The organism is Herbidospora yilanensis (assembly GCF_001570565.1).
In the GTDB taxonomy this organism is placed as follows: domain Bacteria; phylum Actinomycetota; class Actinomycetes; order Streptosporangiales; family Streptosporangiaceae; genus Herbidospora; species Herbidospora yilanensis.
In genome coordinates this window covers 50,602-67,625 of record NZ_BBXE01000036.1, presented here as the reverse complement: position 1 = coordinate 67,625, position 17,024 = coordinate 50,602, and the positions used below count along the sequence as shown (strand labels likewise).

General features: G+C 69.6%; 15 protein-coding genes. 8 read left to right on the top strand and 7 right to left on the bottom strand.

The genetic code is table 11. From position 1 onward, the window contains the following. Positions 1–46: 46 nt before the first annotated feature. The gene (locus AW273_RS28425) at positions 47–484 is read left to right on the top strand and encodes an NUDIX hydrolase (protein ID WP_083950118.1); all 438 of its coding nucleotides are present in this window, start codon (positions 47–49) and stop codon (positions 482–484) included. Here the strand turns inward: AW273_RS28425 and AW273_RS28420 are convergent. From AW273_RS28420 to AW273_RS28405, 4 genes are all read right to left on the bottom strand, one after another. After that, a complete protein-coding gene (locus AW273_RS28420; RefSeq protein ID WP_062354581.1) occupies positions 465–1,628 on the bottom strand; it encodes an MFS transporter in 1,164 nt (387 codons plus the stop codon). The genes AW273_RS28425 and AW273_RS28420 overlap by 20 nt on opposite strands. After that, positions 1,625–3,457, bottom strand: a complete 1,833-nt coding sequence (locus tag AW273_RS28415; RefSeq protein ID WP_083950117.1) for a tetratricopeptide repeat protein — start codon at positions 3,455–3,457, stop codon at positions 1,625–1,627. Before AW273_RS28415 ends, AW273_RS28420 begins: the two co-directional genes overlap by 4 nt. A gap of 256 nt (positions 3,458–3,713) precedes the next feature. After that, positions 3,714–4,220, bottom strand: coding sequence for a GNAT family N-acetyltransferase (locus tag AW273_RS28410; RefSeq protein WP_062354576.1), 507 nt, complete (start codon positions 4,218–4,220; stop codon positions 3,714–3,716). Further along, positions 4,217–5,803, bottom strand: a complete 1,587-nt coding sequence (locus AW273_RS28405; RefSeq protein ID WP_062354574.1) for a tetratricopeptide repeat protein — start codon at positions 5,801–5,803, stop codon at positions 4,217–4,219. Before AW273_RS28405 ends, AW273_RS28410 begins: the two co-directional genes overlap by 4 nt. A 417-nt stretch (positions 5,804–6,220) precedes the next feature. Between AW273_RS28405 and AW273_RS38895 the strand changes: the two genes are divergently transcribed. From AW273_RS38895 to AW273_RS28380, 5 genes are all read left to right on the top strand, one after another. Further along, the gene (locus tag AW273_RS38895; protein ID WP_232327638.1) at positions 6,221–6,379 is read left to right on the top strand and encodes a hypothetical protein; all 159 of its coding nucleotides are present in this window, start codon (positions 6,221–6,223) and stop codon (positions 6,377–6,379) included. A 528-nt stretch (positions 6,380–6,907) separates the two neighbouring features. Continuing rightward, positions 6,908–7,795: a mechanosensitive ion channel family protein gene (locus AW273_RS28395; RefSeq protein WP_232327637.1), complete on the top strand. Its 888-nt coding sequence runs from the start codon at positions 6,908–6,910 to the stop codon at positions 7,793–7,795. Positions 7,796–7,829: 34 nt separating this feature from the next. After that, the gene (locus AW273_RS28390) at positions 7,830–8,207 is read left to right on the top strand and encodes a globin (RefSeq protein WP_062354566.1); all 378 of its coding nucleotides are present in this window, start codon (positions 7,830–7,832) and stop codon (positions 8,205–8,207) included. Between the two features lies 1 nt (position 8,208). After that, positions 8,209–9,702, top strand: a complete 1,494-nt coding sequence (locus AW273_RS28385) for a glycoside hydrolase family 13 protein (protein ID WP_062354561.1) — start codon at positions 8,209–8,211, stop codon at positions 9,700–9,702. Between the two features lie 170 nt (positions 9,703–9,872). Continuing rightward, on the top strand, positions 9,873–10,238 hold the full coding sequence (locus AW273_RS28380) for a hypothetical protein (RefSeq protein ID WP_157556249.1): 366 nt from the start codon (positions 9,873–9,875) through the stop codon (positions 10,236–10,238). A gap of 87 nt (positions 10,239–10,325) precedes the next feature. Here the strand turns inward: AW273_RS28380 and AW273_RS28375 are convergent, their stop codons facing one another. Beyond that, entirely contained in the window at positions 10,326–10,976 is a 651-nt protein-coding gene (locus AW273_RS28375) for an HAD family hydrolase (protein ID WP_083950115.1), read from the bottom strand. Between the two features lie 156 nt (positions 10,977–11,132). On the opposite strand from AW273_RS28375, the gene AW273_RS28370 reads away from it, so the two are divergent. Then, positions 11,133–12,599 (top strand): DUF1996 domain-containing protein, encoded by a 1,467-nt coding sequence (locus AW273_RS28370; protein WP_062354555.1) that lies wholly within the window; start codon positions 11,133–11,135, stop codon positions 12,597–12,599. Between the two features lie 205 nt (positions 12,600–12,804). Here AW273_RS28370 and ettA read toward each other — a convergent pair whose 3' ends face one another. After that, complete coding sequence (gene ettA / locus AW273_RS28365) at positions 12,805–14,469, bottom strand: energy-dependent translational throttle protein EttA (RefSeq protein ID WP_062354552.1); 1,665 nt, start codon at positions 14,467–14,469, stop codon at positions 12,805–12,807. Positions 14,470–14,490: 21 nt separating this feature from the next. Further along, positions 14,491–15,783, bottom strand: a complete 1,293-nt coding sequence (locus AW273_RS28360; RefSeq protein ID WP_062354549.1) for a GGDEF domain-containing protein — start codon at positions 15,781–15,783, stop codon at positions 14,491–14,493. Between the two features lie 625 nt (positions 15,784–16,408). Here AW273_RS28360 and ssb point away from each other — a divergent pair. Next, positions 16,409–16,948 carry a single-stranded DNA-binding protein gene (gene ssb / locus AW273_RS28355; RefSeq protein ID WP_062354547.1) on the top strand — a complete coding sequence of 180 codons (540 nt, stop codon included), beginning with the start codon at positions 16,409–16,411 and terminating at the stop codon, positions 16,946–16,948. Positions 16,949–17,024 lie beyond the last annotated feature (76 nt).

Sequence of the window (17,024 nt, the reverse complement as noted above, 5' to 3'; positions counted from 1 at the left end):
CGGAGAATGATACCCGGACCGGCACTGGCGAATGGGGGACGGCACAGTGGCTGAGACCAGACCGGCCGCACGCGTCATCTGCCTCGACGGCGACGGGCGGGTGCTGCTGCTCCGCTGGCACGACCATGTCAGCGACGAGGTCTTCTGGGAACCGCCCGGTGGCGGCATCGACCCGGGCGAGTCGGCGCTGGCGGCGGCCCGGCGTGAGCTGACCGAGGAGACCGGGCTGCCCGGCGAGGCGGTCGAAGACGTCTGGGTGCAGGTGGAACGCGACTTCCACTGGCTGGGCGTCCACTACGTGAAGACCGAGCCGTTCTTCCTGGCCCGGTTCCCGGGAACGCCGCAGGTCGAGAGTGTCGACTTCACCTCGGAGGAGACCGGCACCTACCGGGGGCACGCCTGGCACACGCCCGAGTCGCTCGACTCGCTGCCCGAGCGGGTGGAGCCGCCGAACCTCCGGGACGTCATCGAACGCCTGGTCTAGCCCGGAGCGAGGCCAGGGCGAGCAGCAGCGTCCCGGCGAGCAGAACCGCGACGGCGGCCGGCGGGTTCAGTGAGGCGATGAGCAGGCCGCCCACGAGCGGGCCGAGGGCGACGCCGACGGTCTCCAGGAGCATGTCGACCGACTTGACGCGGGCCAGCATGCCCGGGGGCACCTCGGTGAACATGTAGGTCCCGCAGGCGACGTTGCCCACGATCCCGGCGAAGGTCATCGTGAACGAGCTGAGCGCGAAGGTCGCCGGGTCGAGCTTGAAGACCAGCGGGACCATCGCCAGTGTCCACGCCCAGACGCTGAGGGAGAACAGGCGGTAGCCGTACCGGCGGAAGGACCACTGGGCGCAGGCGGCTCCCGCCAGGCCGCCCGCGCCCGTCGCCGCGAAGGCCACCGTGGTGGCCGCCGCCGTGACGCCGCGGTCCTGCATGACGGCCAGGTAGACGATGAAGAGGGCGTGCATGATCACGTTCCCCAGGCCCGACAGGGCCGTGGTGGCACGCAGGAAGGGGTCGCCCACGAGCCGGCGCAGGCCTTCGGCGACCTCCGCGAGCAGGGCCTTCTCCGTGCGCGGGCCCGCGGGCACCGGTCGCAGCCAGACCAGCGTGCCGATCGACACCAGTGACGTGACCACCCCTCCCGCGAACGGGACGGCCGGCCCGAGACCGAAGAGGAGGCCGCCGACCGGGCGGCCGAGGAGACCCGCGACGCTGGTCCGGGCCTCGTTCCCGGCCAGCGCGCCGGCGATCTTCGGCTGGTCGACGATGCCGCGCAGCAGGTTGACCTCGGCCAGCGAGTAGATCACCGCCGCCGTCCCGTCGGCGACGGCGACCAGGGCGAACAGGGCGAAGCCGGGGCGGCCGGCGACCACCACGGCGACCATGGCGAGCGCGGTCGCCAGCCGGACGGTCTCGGCGCCGATCATCAGTGTGCGGGCGTCGCGGCGGTCGACGTACACCCCGGCCGGCAGGTAGAGCACCAGGTAGGGGATCATGCCGGCCGAGGCGATCAGGCCGGCCGCGACCGGGGAGTCCAGGACGGCCAGCGCCAGCAGGGGGTAGGCGATGGCGGTCGCCCTGGTGCCGAGGAACGAGATCGTCGAACCCGTCCAGAACAGGACGTAGTCACGGATCATGAGCCAAGGGCGTGCCGGATGTCGGGGTCGGCCGGGTCGAGGTCGCGGGCTCTCCTGAGGTCGTCGAGGGCCTCCTCCTCCTGGCCCAGGGCCCGGTGGGCGACGGCGCGGTTGAAGTAGACGGCGGCGTCCTCGTCGAGTTCCAGGGCTCTCGTGAGGTCGGCTATCGCGCCGGCGGGATCGCCGGTCTCGTAGCGGAGGATGCCGCGGTTGGCCCAGATGGAGGCCAGGCCGGGTGCGCCTTCGAGGGCCACGTCGAAGGCGGCCATCGCGGCCGTGTGGTCGCCCTGGGCGGTTTCGAGCTGGCCGAGGACGGCGTGCAGATGGGGGTTGCGCGGGTCGAGGGCCAGGCCGGCCGTCACGTCGGCGCGGGCGGCCTCGTGGTCGTCGAGCATCTCCAGGATGCCGGCGCGGTTGACGTAGGCGTTCAGGAAGCCGGGGTCGAGTTCCAGGACGTGGTCGAAGTCGGCCTTCGCGCCCGTCAGGTCGCCCTGGCCGAGGCGGAGTTCGCCCCGGTTGTAGAAGGCCTCCGGGAGGGGCGGGCTGACCGTCATCGCCGTCTCGTAGTCGGCCAGGGCGGCGTCGGTCTGGCCCAGGCGCAGCCGCAGGTTGCCGCGGTCGAGGTAGTGGTCGGGGACGGCGGGGTCGTAGGCGATGGCCCGGTCGAGGTCGTGCAGGGCCTCCTTCGGGTTCCCCGTCGCGGCCAGGAGCTGGGCGCGGTTGGCGTGCAGGACCATGCGGTGGAGCGGGTGGGCGCCCACGGGCAGTTCCTCGGCCAGGGTGAGGGCCGATTCGACCAGGTCGAGTGCGGCGTCGAGGCGGCCCTGCCGCAACTCGACGAGGGCCTTGCCGTTCTGGTCGAAGCCCAGCTTGAAGGCGCGTTCGTGGGGGTCGGGCAGGATCGTGGAGATCGCGATGGCCTGGTTGATCCAGGCGGTCGCCCGGCCCAGGTCGCGCTGGGCGGGGTCGGGGTGGCGGGCGTCCAGCATCGCGGTGCCGTAGGCCGAGGCGGCGTGCACGGCGGGATCGACGCTGGTGCGGCGCGCCAGGTCGTACACCTCAAGGGCCTCCGAGCGGCGGCCCAGGCCGCCGAGGGCGGTCGCGGTGCGCTGGGCGAACCGCCACCAGCCGGGCGAACCCGGTTCGGAGAGGGCCAGGCCCCGGCGCCCGAGCTCCACGACGGCGTGCAGGAAGCCCTCGCCCACACAGCGGTCGACGGCCGCCCACAGCGCCTCCAGCGCGGCGGCCGGGTCGTTTCCCCGCTCCAGGTGCCAGGGCAGCGCGCCGAGCATCTCCGCCGGTCCGAGCTCCGCGGCGCGGCGGTCGTGGCGGCTCCTGCGCTCCTCCGGGTCGAGGGCCTCGTAGGCGGCCCAGGCGGCGGGATCGTCGGTGGTCCCGTCGGAGGCGATCACGTCGGCGGGCGCCGACGAGGTGTCGAACATGATCACGGTGACGCCGGGCAGCCGCCGGCACAGCACCTCGAGTAACTCCAGGTCGGTCGGGTCGGCTTCGTGGACGTTGTCGGCCACCAGCGAGACGCCTTCGGGCATGACCGCCAGGGCCAGTTCGGCGATGCCGTTGGCCAGGCGCAGCGTGCGGCGCGGCGCCGGGACGAGAATGCGCTCGTCTTCGGGCAGCGTGGTGTCGATCGGACGCCGCCGCCCGGGAGCACGCTCACGCGATCCCGGGAGAACGGCGTCGATCTCGATGTCGAATCGGTCGGCTAGGCCGGGGGAACGCTCCAAGGCCTCGGTCACGAGTACGCGGAGCAGAGCTCCACCGAACGTGTAGGGCCCGCGCAGCCGCCGATGCGCGTTGACGGCGGCCATGAAGAGCGGTGGCGCCCCGAGAGTGCGGAGTGCCGCCGAACGGTCACGTGAGAGATCTCCCCGAACCCAGGTCTGCCGAGGCCCCGGCCTCACCCCTTGTGGATGACGCTCGCGGTGCCGGTGAGTTTCACCGTGCCGGGCTTCCGGACAATGATCTTCTTCATCGTGCCTCTTTCCCCGCTAAAGGGTTCCCCACTTTGGGCAACAACGCACAATTATTAGTACGAATGTGCGTCTCGCCAATAGTCGAGACCGACTATTTCGGGGTGAATAGCGAAGAACGGGCAGAAGTCAGGACTTTCTCCACATAGAGCACAACCGAAACGCCTCTCTCCTCCCTGCGCAGCTCGTGCCAGCCGTACTTCTGGTAGAGGGCGACGGCGGCACTCTGTTGCAGCGTGGTGTCGGCGCGCAGCACCGAGTAGCCGAGCTCGCGGGCCCGCTCCTCCAGGGTCTCCAGGATCAGCGCGCCGTAGCCGCGCCGCTGGAAATCGGGATGGACGCGGAGGCGGCACATCTCGACCGCCTCGTCGTCGATCCGTCGCAGCGCGCCCATGGCGGCCAGACGCCCACCGGGCACCTCGCCGACCAGGAAGTCCCCCCGAGCGTCGAGGTAGACCTCTTGGATCCGGGGGAAGTCGTCGTCGTAGTAGACCCCGTCGCCGGGGACCAGCCCGACCTGCGCCAGACCGGCCTGGTGCATCGCCCACACCTCGTCGAGATCCGACCAGCGGTAGCGGCGCACCCGCAGAGGGGCCGTCATTTGACCCCCGGCAGGTCGTCGACGGTGAGCGGAGCGCGGTTCAGCGCCTCGTCTCTCAGCTCGGCGAGACCGGTTACGTTCTCGCCGTTCTTGGCGACGATCGCCTTGATCAGCTCACTGACCCGGCCCATGACCAATTCGGTCCGGTGGATTTTCTCGATGCGGTGAAGGGCGTCGAGACCCTGCTTGACCGCCTCTTCGGGATCGCCCTCAAGCAGCCGGCACATGGCCAGGTCGATGCGGATGAGGGTCTGGTCGAGGGGCTCGCCGGCGTATTGGCCGAGGGCCTGTTCCAGGACCACGTCGGCCTCCAGGGTCTCGCCCAGCTTCACCAGGACGTCGCCCTGGTAGAAGTAGAGCTGCCGCTCGGTGTAGCCGAACGCGGCGTCCTCCTGCTCCGAGGGCACCATCTGGGCGAAGGCCGCCCGCGCCCGCGACAGGGCCCGCTTGGCCTGCTCGACGACGTCCTTCTTCTGGCCGGTCGCCCCGGCAAGCATCGCCAGCGCGCGGGCCTCCACGACCGGGGCCATCGTCTTGGCCGCGCACGGGGTCTGCCCCGCCAGGTCGCGGCTCTTCTTCGCGAGGGTCAGGGCCTCACGCGGGTCGCCGTAGTAGAGCGGCACCAGGGATTCGCGGGCGGTCACCCACGCCCGCAGCGCGCGGTCGCCGGTCTCGTCGGCGGCGGTGCGGCCGGTGCGGAAATAGGTCCGGGCGAGACGGTGGTCGCCCAGGTCGATCAGGATCATGCCGGTCAGGCCGGATAACTGGGCGGCCTGGCGGCATAACCGCTCCTGCAGGTCGACCGGCTGACGCCGTTCGAGCGCCTTGCGGACCGCGGACAGCTCAAGGAGCACGTCGCAGAGCAGGCGCAGGGGCGGGGTGTTCATGTACTGCCTGCCGAAGCCGATGGTGGCCTCTTCCCACTGGTCGAGCATCGCCGGGGAAACCGTGGCCGACACCATGACCTCGTCCAGCTTGCGCCGGATGTTCTCCGTGGCGGCCAGGACCGGGGCGTCGAGCCCGATGGCCGATCCTCCGGCACCACCGGCGAGGAGCTTCAGCAGCGTCCTCCGTAGCACGTTCTCGTCCTCCTCGCCCCCGCCCTGCGCGGTGTCACCGCTGTCCGGTTGGAGCAGCAGCTCGCGCGGGATCGGGGAAACGTCGGGTCTTGCCTCTTGTGGGTCGCCGCCGCGTACGACGCCCGGCATTCGGTGGCCGTGGCCACAGATGCACGGACCCTCGTATCCGAGGGCGACCGGTTCAACCCGGTAGACGGTGCACAGGTAGTGGAGGTATTCGGGCCCGGGCCGTTTGAGCCCGGACTCGTACGCCGACAGGAGGGTCTCCCCGATCCCCGGAGGGTTCTTGCCGTCTCGCTCGAAGAGAGCGCGTACCTGTTCGATGACGTCGGCGAGTGCTATGCCGTGCGAGAGGCGGTGGCATTTGATCCGGGACGTACCGAACTGAACCGAGCACGCTTCGAAGATCTCCTCAGCGATGCTCGCCAGACTCCGCCCCGCGGCCAGGCCCCTGGCCCGCACCCGCCGGGCGGTCTCCGTTTCCTTGTGCTGCCTGCCGGACATACCGGCCCCTCTCCGTGGCCGGCCGTACGCGCCGTCCACATGTCCCGACCGGTCCACAATTCGTTGACACAGCGTAACCTTGGGGTTGCACTACGCCCAGGAGAAATAATGGACCAGATTTGGTGTGGCCCGGACCTGCAATAGAACGTGCTGATAGAGGATCGTCCACCGGCGGGCGACATTCTTCAACCCACTTGGTGGTAACCGCATCCAACGCCCACTTATCGCCTCGTTGACCCATCCGGCCCGGTGAGTCATCTTGGGCCAACCGGCAACGAACGCAGGGTTCGGATTGCGGGAGGAGGAGGACGAACGTTGGGGGAGGACGATTTCGGGCATCTGGAGCGGCTCGCTACGGAGCTCGACTCGCGGGGACTCCTCGCACGGGTCGTAACCACCCAATCGGGTCGGGCCTTCGTGCGAGTGATCAACCCGAAGGCGACGAGTCTCACCGAGAACGTCGTCTGCAAGTCGGCCGACTACTGGTGGTCCTGGGGGGAGCGGATGCATCGAGCCGATGATCCGGCCGGAGCCGCCACGAAAGTCGCCCGTGTGCTCGCCGCGGTGGGCGAGTAGATCGAAACGGCGACGGGCCGGGTGAAGCGCAGTCATCCTGAGCCCGTCGTCACCGCCGCGGCCTCACGGGGCCGGCGGGCGGCCCGGTGCGGAACGTTCCCCAGGGAACGTTGTGGCCGGCCCGCCGGCCCCGAATCATCACGGTTTTCCCTGGTCTGCCGCCCGCGTGTACGGGCGGCACTGGGGGGGATCCCCCTCTCGGAGAAAGGCACGAGACACGCTTCCGGGTGCGCGTCTCCGCCCCGCTGACCGCCACAGGAGCACCGGTCCCGCCGCCCTCCGCGGCCCGGTGAGACGGTGCTCACGTCCCCCGGCGTGAATGTGACGACAGCCGGTTCGATCGGCAATATGGGTGCAGGCCTGCCCGAATCCGACCGAGCCGATCCGAGGGGGATCCACTCCGTGTTCCTGCTCTCCCCGAGCCCTTCCCCGTCTCCCACCCCCATCCCCACCCCGAGTGGCCTCATAGACCCGAAGGCGGCGGCGAACGCGCTGTGCAGCAGTGACGACTTCGGGATCTGCAATCTGGTGAGCGGCCTGATAGGGAACGCGGACTGGGCGAAGATCGTCGCGGGTCTGCTCAGCGCGAGCATCGCGGTCGTGCTGATCCTGGTGGTCGCCGTCATCCTGCGGGCGATCGTGCACCGCCTGATCAAGCGCATCTCCACCCGCGCCTCCTCCGTGTCCATGCCGGAGCGGCTGCGGTCCCGGTTCGGCGGCCCGCAGGAGGGCCTCGACGCGATCCTCGCCGAACGCCGCCGCCAGCGTTCGGAGACCCTGGGCTCGGTCCTGCGGCACGTCACCTCGATAGTGATCCTCGGCACCGCCCTGCTGATGATCATCTCCCGCCTCGGCCTCGACCTGGCGCCCCTGCTGACCAGCGTCGGCATCCTGGGCGTCGCCATAGGGTTCGGCGCCCAGGAGCTCGTGAAGGACTTCATCGCCGGCATGTTCATGCTGATGGAAGACCAGTACGGCGTCGGCGACGTGGTCGACGTCGGCGTCACCACCGGCACCGTCGAGGCGGTCAGCCTGCGCATAACGCGGCTCCGCGACGCCGACGGCAAGGTCTGGTACGTCCGCAACGGCACCATCACCCGCGTGGCCAACGAGTCGCAGGGCTGGTCGCGCGCCCTCGTGGACATCCCCGTCGCCTACGACTCGGACGTGGCCCAGACCCGCGACATCCTCGTGAAGGTGACGACCGAGATGTGGGACGACCAGGCCTACCGCGACAACATCATCGTCGAGGAGCCCCAGGTCTTCGGCATGGAGCAGATCTCCGGCACGGCCATCGTCTTCCGCGTCGTCGCCAAGACCGCCCCGGGCAAGCAGCACGAGGTGGCGCGCGAGCTGCGTACCCGGATCAAGAGGGCCTTCGACGAGCGCGGCCTGGCCATCGCAACGATCGCGTGACACCGGCACTCGGGAGCTGTTTTAACCTGAGTAGGTGAGCAGCGAGCAGACGTTTTACGACCTCGTCGGCGGCGAGGAGACCTTCGACCGGCTGGTGCGGCGGTTCTACGAAGGCGTCCGCGAAGACCCGGTGCTCAAACCCCTCTATCCCGAAGACGACTTCGAGGGGGCCGAAGACCGGCTGCGGATGTTCCTCAAGCAGTACTGGGGTGGCCCCAACACCTACAGCCAGGAGCGCGGCCACCCCCGGCTGCGCATGCGCCACGCCCCGTTCGTGATCGGCGAGGCCGAGCGCGACGCCTGGCTGAAGCACATGGGCGACGCCGTCAACGAACTCCAGCTCCCCGCCGAACAGGAGAGCAAGCTGTGGCAATACCTGGTTTACGCCGCCCACAGCCTGGTAAACGCATGAGATGACCTCCCCCTGGTGGCGTGACGCCGTCGTCTACGAGATCTACGTCCGCAGCTTCGCCGACGCCTCGGGTGACGGCGTCGGCGACCTCCCCGGGGTGACCGACCGGCTCCCCTACCTCGCCGAACTCGGCGTCGACGCCGTCTGGCTGACGCCTTTCTACCGGTCGCCGATGGCCGACGGCGGCTACGACGTGGCCGACTACCGCGACGTCGACCCGGCGTTCGGCACCCTGGCCGACTTCGACGCCCTCATGGAGAAGGCCCACGGGCTGGGCCTGCGGGTGATGATCGACATCGTCCCGAACCACAGCTCGATCGAGCACCCCTGGTTCCAGGAGGCGCTGCGCGGGGTCAAGCGCGACCGCTACCTGTTCCGCGCCGAGACCAACAACTGGCAGTCGGTGTTCGGCGGCCCGGCCTGGACCCGCGTCGCCGACGGCTCCTACTACCTCCACCTGTTCGCCCCCGAGCAGCCCGACTTCAACTGGCGCAACCCCGACGTCCACGCCGAGTTCCTCGACGTGCTGCGCTTCTGGCTCGACCGGGGCGTCGACGGCTTCCGCATCGACGTCGCCAACGGCCTCTACAAGGCCGAAGACCTGCCCGACACCACCGCCGGCTTCGTGTCCGGCAGCCCGATGTCGAGCCGCCCCGAGGTCCACGAGGTCTACCGGGAGTGGCGGGCGCTCATCGACACCTACCCCGGCGAGCGTGCCTTCGTGAGCGAGGTGTGGACCGACACCGCCGAAGACCTCGCTCTTTACGTACGCCCGGACGAGCTCCACCAGAGCTTCAACTTCGCCTGGTTGAAGGCCCCCTGGTCGGCCGACGCCTTCCGCGCGGTGATCGAGAAGACTTTGACCGAGATCGCGGCGCCGACGTGGGTGTTGTCGAACCACGACGTGGTGCGGCATGTGACCCGCTACGGAGAGGGGTCGCTGACGCCGTCCGGCGGGATAGACCGGGCGAAAGCCGCACTCCTGGCCATGTTGGCCCTCCCTGGTTCGGCTTACCTCTACCAGGGGGAGGAACTCGGCCTCCCCGAGGTACAGGAAATTCCTCCGGACAAGCGGCAGGACCCCACCTTCTTCCAGACCGACGGCGAACTGCCCGGGCGTGACGGGTGCCGGGTGCCGCTGCCGTGGTCGGGCTCCGCGAGCCCTTATGGGTTCGGCACGGGTGAGCCGTGGCTGCCCCAGCCGTCGAGCTGGGCGTTGCTGAGTGCCGAGCGGCAGGCCGCCGACCCGGCCTCGACGTTGTCCTTCTACAAGGCGGCGCTGGCCTGGCGGAAGCGCATCATGTCCGGCGACGAGGTCGAATGGCTGGCGGGGCCGCCCGACACGCTGTTCTTCCGGCGGGGGCCGGTGATCTGCGCGGTGAACTGCGGCGACGTCCCGGTGCCGTTGCCGGGGCACAAAGAACTGGTGCTGGCGACGACGCCCCTCGTCGACGACCTGCTGCCGGCTGACGGCGGCGCCTGGTTGCTGGCCTGAGCCGGGGCCACACGGCTCCTGCTACGTCGGGGGTGTTCCGAGAGGGAAAGATTTCCACCCGTTCTCTTCTCCCGCCACCTTCTACTCAGGAGGAAAAAACTCCACCTGGAGAACACCGGGGATCCCGCCAGAATCGGACGGTGGACGAACAGAGGCTGTTAAGAGAAGGCATGACGATCAGCGTCCGGACCCGCCGAGACGTCGTGGTCGTGGATCCGGCGCGTTTCTTGGCGGCGGCGCGGGCGGCATACCGCGATCTCCACCCTGGCGTCAGCGAAGAGGTCGCCGCTGACAACGTCGCGGATGTGTACGACGCGGTCGGCATCCTCCTCGACCGGCTCGGGCGGCTCGCGGCCGACGTGCGGGAGACGCCGGTCGGCCACGGCGGCGCGACTCCGGGCCACCGCCTCTTGGACCGCCCCGACGGCCTGTCCCCGGCGGGCGAGGTCCAGCAGATCGTGCTCGGCGATCTCACGCCGTTGCAGGACTACGGCTGTGCTCTACCCGAAGATCTGTTCGCCCTGCCATTGGGCTGAGGCCCGGCGGCGCACCCGGTCTGCGCGTCGTGTGTTGACCTGCCGGCCGGGTCGACGGCCCCTGCGTGCGGTGAGGGCCCGAGAGGATCACAGGAGCCCGGGGAGCTCCGCGAGGCTGTCGATCCTTCGCCAGGCCCGCCTTGGTCTCTCCAGGCCCCTCACGCGGTCGAGCCAGACGGCGCGCATGCCCGCTTCCGCCGACGCGTCCACGTCTTCGACCGGATGGTCGCCCACATGGACACACTCTCCCGGCGTCACGCCCAGGCGGGCCGCCGCGTAGCGGTAGATCTCCGGGTCGGGCTTGCGATGCCCGCATTCGGCGGCGGCGACCGTACAGGACAGGAAATCCGCCACCCCGATCAGGTCGGGGCGCGAGTTCCCATTGGTGATCAGGGCCAGCCGATGGCCCCTCGACCGCAACTCCCGCAGGCACGGCAGCGTGTCGGGGTAGAGCGTGACGCCGGCGTGCCGGGCGCGCATGTACTCGGCGTGCACCCGATCGGCGAACCCGTCGGCCGCGCCGGTCAGCCGGGCGCACTCGCCGAAGGCCACCCGGCGGATGTCCTCCATCGGCGCGCCGGCGAACTCGGCCCGCGCCGCCACGTCGTCGCGGACCCGCCTCAGCCACTCCGCCGTGACCGGCGGGCCGAAGAGCCCCGCCGCCAGGGCGAGTGCCCGTCGCATCGCCCCCTGGAAGTCCCACAACGTCTCGTCACCGTCGAAGGTGATCACTCTCACGCGACAGGTCGTGCCCGTCCGGGCGAGGTCACAAAAAACTTCCCGACTTCCCGGAAGTTTTTGTTATCCCCCCGCGACCTGCGGGTCTCCTAGGTGGCGGCGCGTAGTGAGCGCCCCCCTCCACGTCTCCTCAACAGGACAAGGACTCCAACCACCATGAGCACACCCGCCTCGCGCGGCATCCGAGCCGGACGCCAGTCCGGTGCACGTCAGGTCCGCAGCCTGGCGCTGGCCGGTGCCCTCGTCGGCCTCCTGGGCACCTCCGTGGTGAGCGTCACCTCCCCGGCCATCGCAGCCGAAGCGCCCGTCTCTCAGGGCCGTACCGCCATCGCCTCGTCGTCGGAGCGCGGTGACCTGTCGCCCGCGGCCGCCTTCGACGGGAAGACCGGCACCCGCTGGTCCAGCAAGTTCAGCGACCCGCAGTGGCTCGCCGTCGACCTCGGCAAGTCCACCGCCATCGACAAGATCGTCATCAACTGGGAGCGCGCCTACGCCACGGCCTTCCAGATCCAGACCGCCGCCTCCAGCAGCGGCCCCTGGAAGATGGTGTACAACACCACCACGAACAAGGGCGGTGTCCAGACGATCGACCTGTCGACCACCGGCCGCTTCGTCCGCCTGTACGCCACCAAGCGCTCCAGCCAGTACGGCGTCTCCCTCTGGGAGTTCCAGGTCTTCGGCGCCGGCGGCGGCACGCAGCCCCAGCCGACCCCGACCCCCACCCCGACGAAGCCGACGCCCAGCACCACCCCGACGGCCAACCCCACCACCCCCGCCGCCGGCTGGGTGCCCGTGGACGAGGCCGCGTGGCAGAAGACGCTGGACGCGTACGACAAGATCCCGTTCGAGACGGTCCCCGCCAACATCGTCCGGGTGCCCGAGTTCCACACCAACTGCACGGTGGCCAACGAGGCCGCGGACGACCCGATCGTGCTGCCCGGCCTGGTCGGCGCGTCCCACCTGCACACCTTCTTCGGCCCGAAGGTCTCCGCGAAGACCACGACCGAGGACCTGCTCAAGAGCACCACGACCTGTGACGCCCCCGGTGACAACAGCGCCTACTGGGCGCCGACGCTGCTGAAGAACGGCAAGCCGGTCGCGATGAAGAACTTCCGCGCCTACTACGGCTCGCGCCTCAAGGACCCGTCCGAGGTCAAGCCGTTCCCGCCGGGCCTGCGTGTCGTCCAGGGTGACGCCAAGCGCCAGGTCGCGACCCCCAAGGGCGCCTCCGGCCAGTTCTGGTGCGCCGGCAGCGCCGAGACCGGCCGCAGCGCCGACGGCAACTGGCCCGTCTGCGCCCCGGGCGGCAACCTGATCTACCAGCTCACCTTCCAGGACTGCTGGGACGGCAAGCACATCGACTCGCCCGACCACAAGTCGCACATGGGCCCCGCCGTCAACGGCACCTGCACCGGCAAGTACCCGGTCGCCGTCCCGAACATCTCGATGATGCTCGGCTACGACTCCCTCGGCGGCGACGGCCTCGCCCTGTCGTCGGGCATGGCGTCGTCGATCCACGGTGACTTCATGAACGCCTGGAAGCAGGACACCCTGAGCGCGCTCGTGAAGGTCTGCATCAACCAGAAGGCCAAGTGCGGCATCACGCCGGGCTGGAAGAAGTAACCCTTCCCTGTTGGGACACCCTGCCGGTGGTCTCGCGTCTCGCGGGGCCACCGGCACGGTGCGTTGTGATCACATCGACGGGCCGCGGCACAACCACGTGGCGCTCCACGGACAACCGTCCTGAGGCGGCCAGCCGGATTCACGGCCGGACGCGAAAGGCCACCTGCGGTGGTCGCCGGTGGCCTTTGCCGTTGTCCCGTGGGCTCTAGTCGCGGGTGAGCTTCCGGTAGGTCACGCGGTGGGGACGGGCCGCCTCGGCGCCCATGCGCTCGATCTTGTTCTTCTCGTAGTCGGCGAAGTTGCCCTCGAACCAGAACCAGTTCGAGCCCTCTTCCCAGGCCAGGATGTGGGTCGCGATGCGGTCGAGGAACCACCGGTCGTGGGAGGTGATCACGGCGCAGCCCGGGAAGTCGAGCAGCGCGTTCTCCAGCGACGACAACGTCTCGGTGTCGAGGTCGTTGGTCGGCTCGTCGAGCAGCAGCACGTTGCCGCCCTGCTTGAGGGTGAGCGCCAGGTTGAGCCGGTTGCGCTCGCCGCCGGACAGGACGCCGGCCTTCTTCTGCTGGTCGGGGCCCTTGAAGCCGAACGCCGCGATGTAGGCGCGCGACGGCATTTCGACGTTGCCGACCTTGATGAAGTCGAGCCCGTCGGACACGACCTCCCACACGTTCTTGTTCGGGTCGATGCCCCCGCGCGACTGGTCGGCGTAGGAGATCTTCACGGTGTCACCGATGACGATCGAGCCCTTGTCGGGGGTCTCGCTGCCGGTGATCATGCGGAACAGGGTCGTCTTGCCGACGCCGTTGGGGCCGATGATGCCGACGATGCCGTTGCGCGGCAGGTCGAACGTCAGGTCGTCCATCAGGACGCGGTCTTCGAAGCCCTTGGTCAGGTGTTCGGCCCGGATGACCGTCGTGCCCAGACGCGGGCCCGGCGGGATCTGGATCTCCTCGAAGTCGAGCTTGCGGAACTTGTCGGCCTCGGCGGCCATCTCCTCGTAGCGCTGGAGACGGGCCTTGCTCTTGGTCTGGCGGGCGCGGGCGTTGGACCGGACCCACTGGAGCTCTTCTTCCAGGCGCTTCTTGCGCTTGGCGTCCTTCTGGCCCTCGACCTTCAGACGGGCGGCCTTGGCCTCAAGGTAGGTCGAGTAGTTGCCCTCGTAGGGGAAGCAGCGGCCTCGGTCGAGCTCCAGGATCCACGTCGCCACGTTGTCGAGGAAGTAGCGGTCGTGGGTGACGGCCAGAACGGTTCCGGGGTACTTCTCCAGGTGGGACTCCAACCAGTTGACACTCTCGGCGTCGAGGTGGTTGGTGGGCTCGTCGAGGAGCAGCAGGTCGGGCTGTTCGAGGAGGAGCTTGCACAACGCGACCCGGCGGCGCTCACCACCGGAGAGGGTGGTCACGTCGGCGTCGGGCGGCGGGCAGCGCAGGGCGTCCATCGCCTGTTCGAGCTGGGCGTCGAGGTCCCACGCGTTGCGGTGGTCGAGCTCGTCCTGCAGCTTGCCCATCTCTTCGAGCAGCGCGTCGCTGTAGTCGGTGGCCATCTGCTCGGCGATGGCGTTGAAGCGGTCGAGCATCGCCTTGGTCTCGGCGACGCCCTCCTCGACGTTCCCGAGAACGGTCTTGGACTCGTTGAGCGGGGGCTCCTGCTGCAGCATGCCCACGGTGTAGCCGGGCATCAGGCGGGCCTCGCCGTTGGAGGTCGGTTCGAGACCGGCCATCATGCGGAGCAGGGTGGACTTGCCCGTTCCGTTCGGGCCAAGCACCCCGATCTTCGCTCCGGGCAGGAAGGACAGCGTGACGTCGTCAAGGATCACCTTGTCGCCGTGTGCTTTGCGCACGCGCTGCAACGTGTAGATGTACTCGGCCATGCAGTCAAGCTTAGTGGCAACTCAGCACGCGGTTGCTGGCTTGCCGCCGGGTGGCGGCATCTGCTGCGCCGGCAGGCAGACCCGGTCGCGCCCGAGCTCCTTGGCCCGGTAAAGCGCCAGGTCAGCGGCGGCCAGCAGCTCGATGAGATCATGGCCGTGCACGTTCATGATCGCGACCCCGAGCGAGATGGTGACCGTGATCATGGCGTCGTCGGCGGGCACCGCCATGCGCCCGACCCGGCTGCGCAGCCGCTCGGCCACCCGCCGCGCCTCGGCCAGATCGGCCCGCGGCAGCAGCACCACGAACTCCTCGCCGCCGAACCGCCCGACCACGTCGTAGTCGCGCAGCTGGCTGCGCAGCGTGGCGGCCACCCCGATGAGCACCTGGTCGCCGACGAGGTGGCCGTAGGTGTCGTTGACCCGCTTGAAGTGGTCGATGTCCACGATCAGCAGCGCGAGCATCTCACCCGTGCGGTGGGCCCGGACGATCTCCGTGTCGGCCTCCCGCTGCCACGCGGCGGCGTTCAGCAACCCGGTCTTCGGGTCGGTGCGGGCGGCGGCCTGCAACTGGGCGTGCATCAGGCTGCGCTGGAGGAGCATGACCGGCGGCAGCGCCAGCACCAGAAGCAGGAGGTTGAGCCCGCACATGATCGCGACGATCAGCCCGAGGCACAACTCGACCGCGTCGAGCAGCAGGCTCTCCCGATCCCACAGCACATCGCGCCAGCGGACGTCGGGATCGGCGGTGTGGGCGGCGACCGCGATCAGGGCGGTGTTGAGGATCGTGAACAGCGCCGCGCAGCCGACGGCCAGCACTATCGGCCACCCCACCCCCTCGGTCAGCCGGGCGGGGTCGTCGACCTGCGAGTGGAACACCAGCGAGGCCGCCCCGGCCGCCAGCCCGATGGCCGCCGACGTGACCACCCGCCGGTAGACGACGGTGGCGCGCACCCTCAACTGCAGGAGGATCTGCAACGGAATGGGCGCCAGCAGCGCGTAGACCGGCGGCAGCAGCAGCGCCACCGGCAACCACCAGGCCGAGAGCAGGTCGCGCGACACCCCGGCGGGCATGCCGAGCCGCCGGGTCGCCTCGATGCACACGGCGCCGCAGGCCATCAGCGAGCAGAACACCAGCAGATCGCCGGCCGACGGAACGGTCACCAGCGACAACCCGGCGATCGCGACGAGATCGATGGTGACGATCAGAAAGAGATAGCCGACCAACGGGCGTCGCTGTGCCATCAAAGGCCAGCGGCCCGCCCGCGACGGAGGCCCCCCGATTGGTTTGGCCGAGGTCTGACTGGGCGCTGTCATCCGCTCCCCCAAACGCCTTCTCATCCGCTGAACGCAGCGTCTCACGATGTGTAACACAATAGTTGCGGAGTGTGCGACGCGCGACGGGAACCGCTACCTTGGGCGAGGTGGCCATCACGATCCGATGGCCGGCACGGAGGTTGACCGCTCACCCGGAGCGGGCCGCGCGCGGAAAGGAGCAGCCATGGCTCGGGGCGTTGTCTGGACCTGACCAGTCTGGTGCTCTCGCAGCGACACGTTTAGTCGCCATCGGCCGTCCTCCCCACGCTGGTGAAACAGCGTGTGGGATATCGGCCGCGCACGGCCGATGCCCCCTCCATCGCGCACCAGCGACCGTTTCCCGATCGTCCAGCCGCTAGACGGCCGCCTCCGGTTCTCTCCAGCCGGGGCGCCGAACCAGGGCCCCCAACTTTTTCCGGGGTCCTGAAGATCACCAACCAGATCTGGCCCAGGAGCGCCAGGTCTGGTTTTTGGTGTGCCGGAGCGCCGTCCGCTTGTCCACAGGCCGTTCGCCCGTCTCCGGGTTATCCACAGAGGCGGACGCACGCCCGTCGGCCAGGTGGAGACCAGGCCACTGTTGTGCCCGAGCCCGGCGAGGGTCCGGGCAGACGGAGGACAGAGAGTTATGAGCGAGATCTACGTGACGCTGACCGGCAACGTCACCGACGACCCCAAGCAGTTCACGTTCGGCGACGGGTCCCGCGCCACCTCCATGCGGGTGGCCGTCGACCGCCGGGTCCTCGACCGCCAGACGCAGACCTGGCGCGACGGCGAGACGACCTTCTACACCGTCCGGTCCTACCGGGGGCTGGCCGACCACGTCGCCCAGTCGGTCCGGCGGGGGCACCCGGTCGTGGTGGTCGGCAAGCTCCGGGTCAAGCAGTTCGAGCGGGAGGGGGAGCAGCGCTTCTGGGTGGAGGTGGAGGCCACCTCCGTCGGCCATGACCTGAAGTGGGGCATCTCCAGCTTCGAACGCCCCGCCAGGGGCGCCTCACGCGGTCCCATGACCGACGACGACCTGCGCGCGATGGAGGACGACACCCGCGACTGGGAGCTCAACGCCGCCGGGTTGCGGGTCCTGGAGGGCGGCGCGGGTCACGACGACCCGGCGGAGAACGAAGAGACCGAGTCGTGGCCCGCCGAGGCGGTGCCCGCCGCCGCCTGACGATCCGACGGCTCCCACCGTCGAGGGCCGGTCTGCTCACCTCCCCCGGGCAGGCCGGCCCGTCAGGGCGCCGACA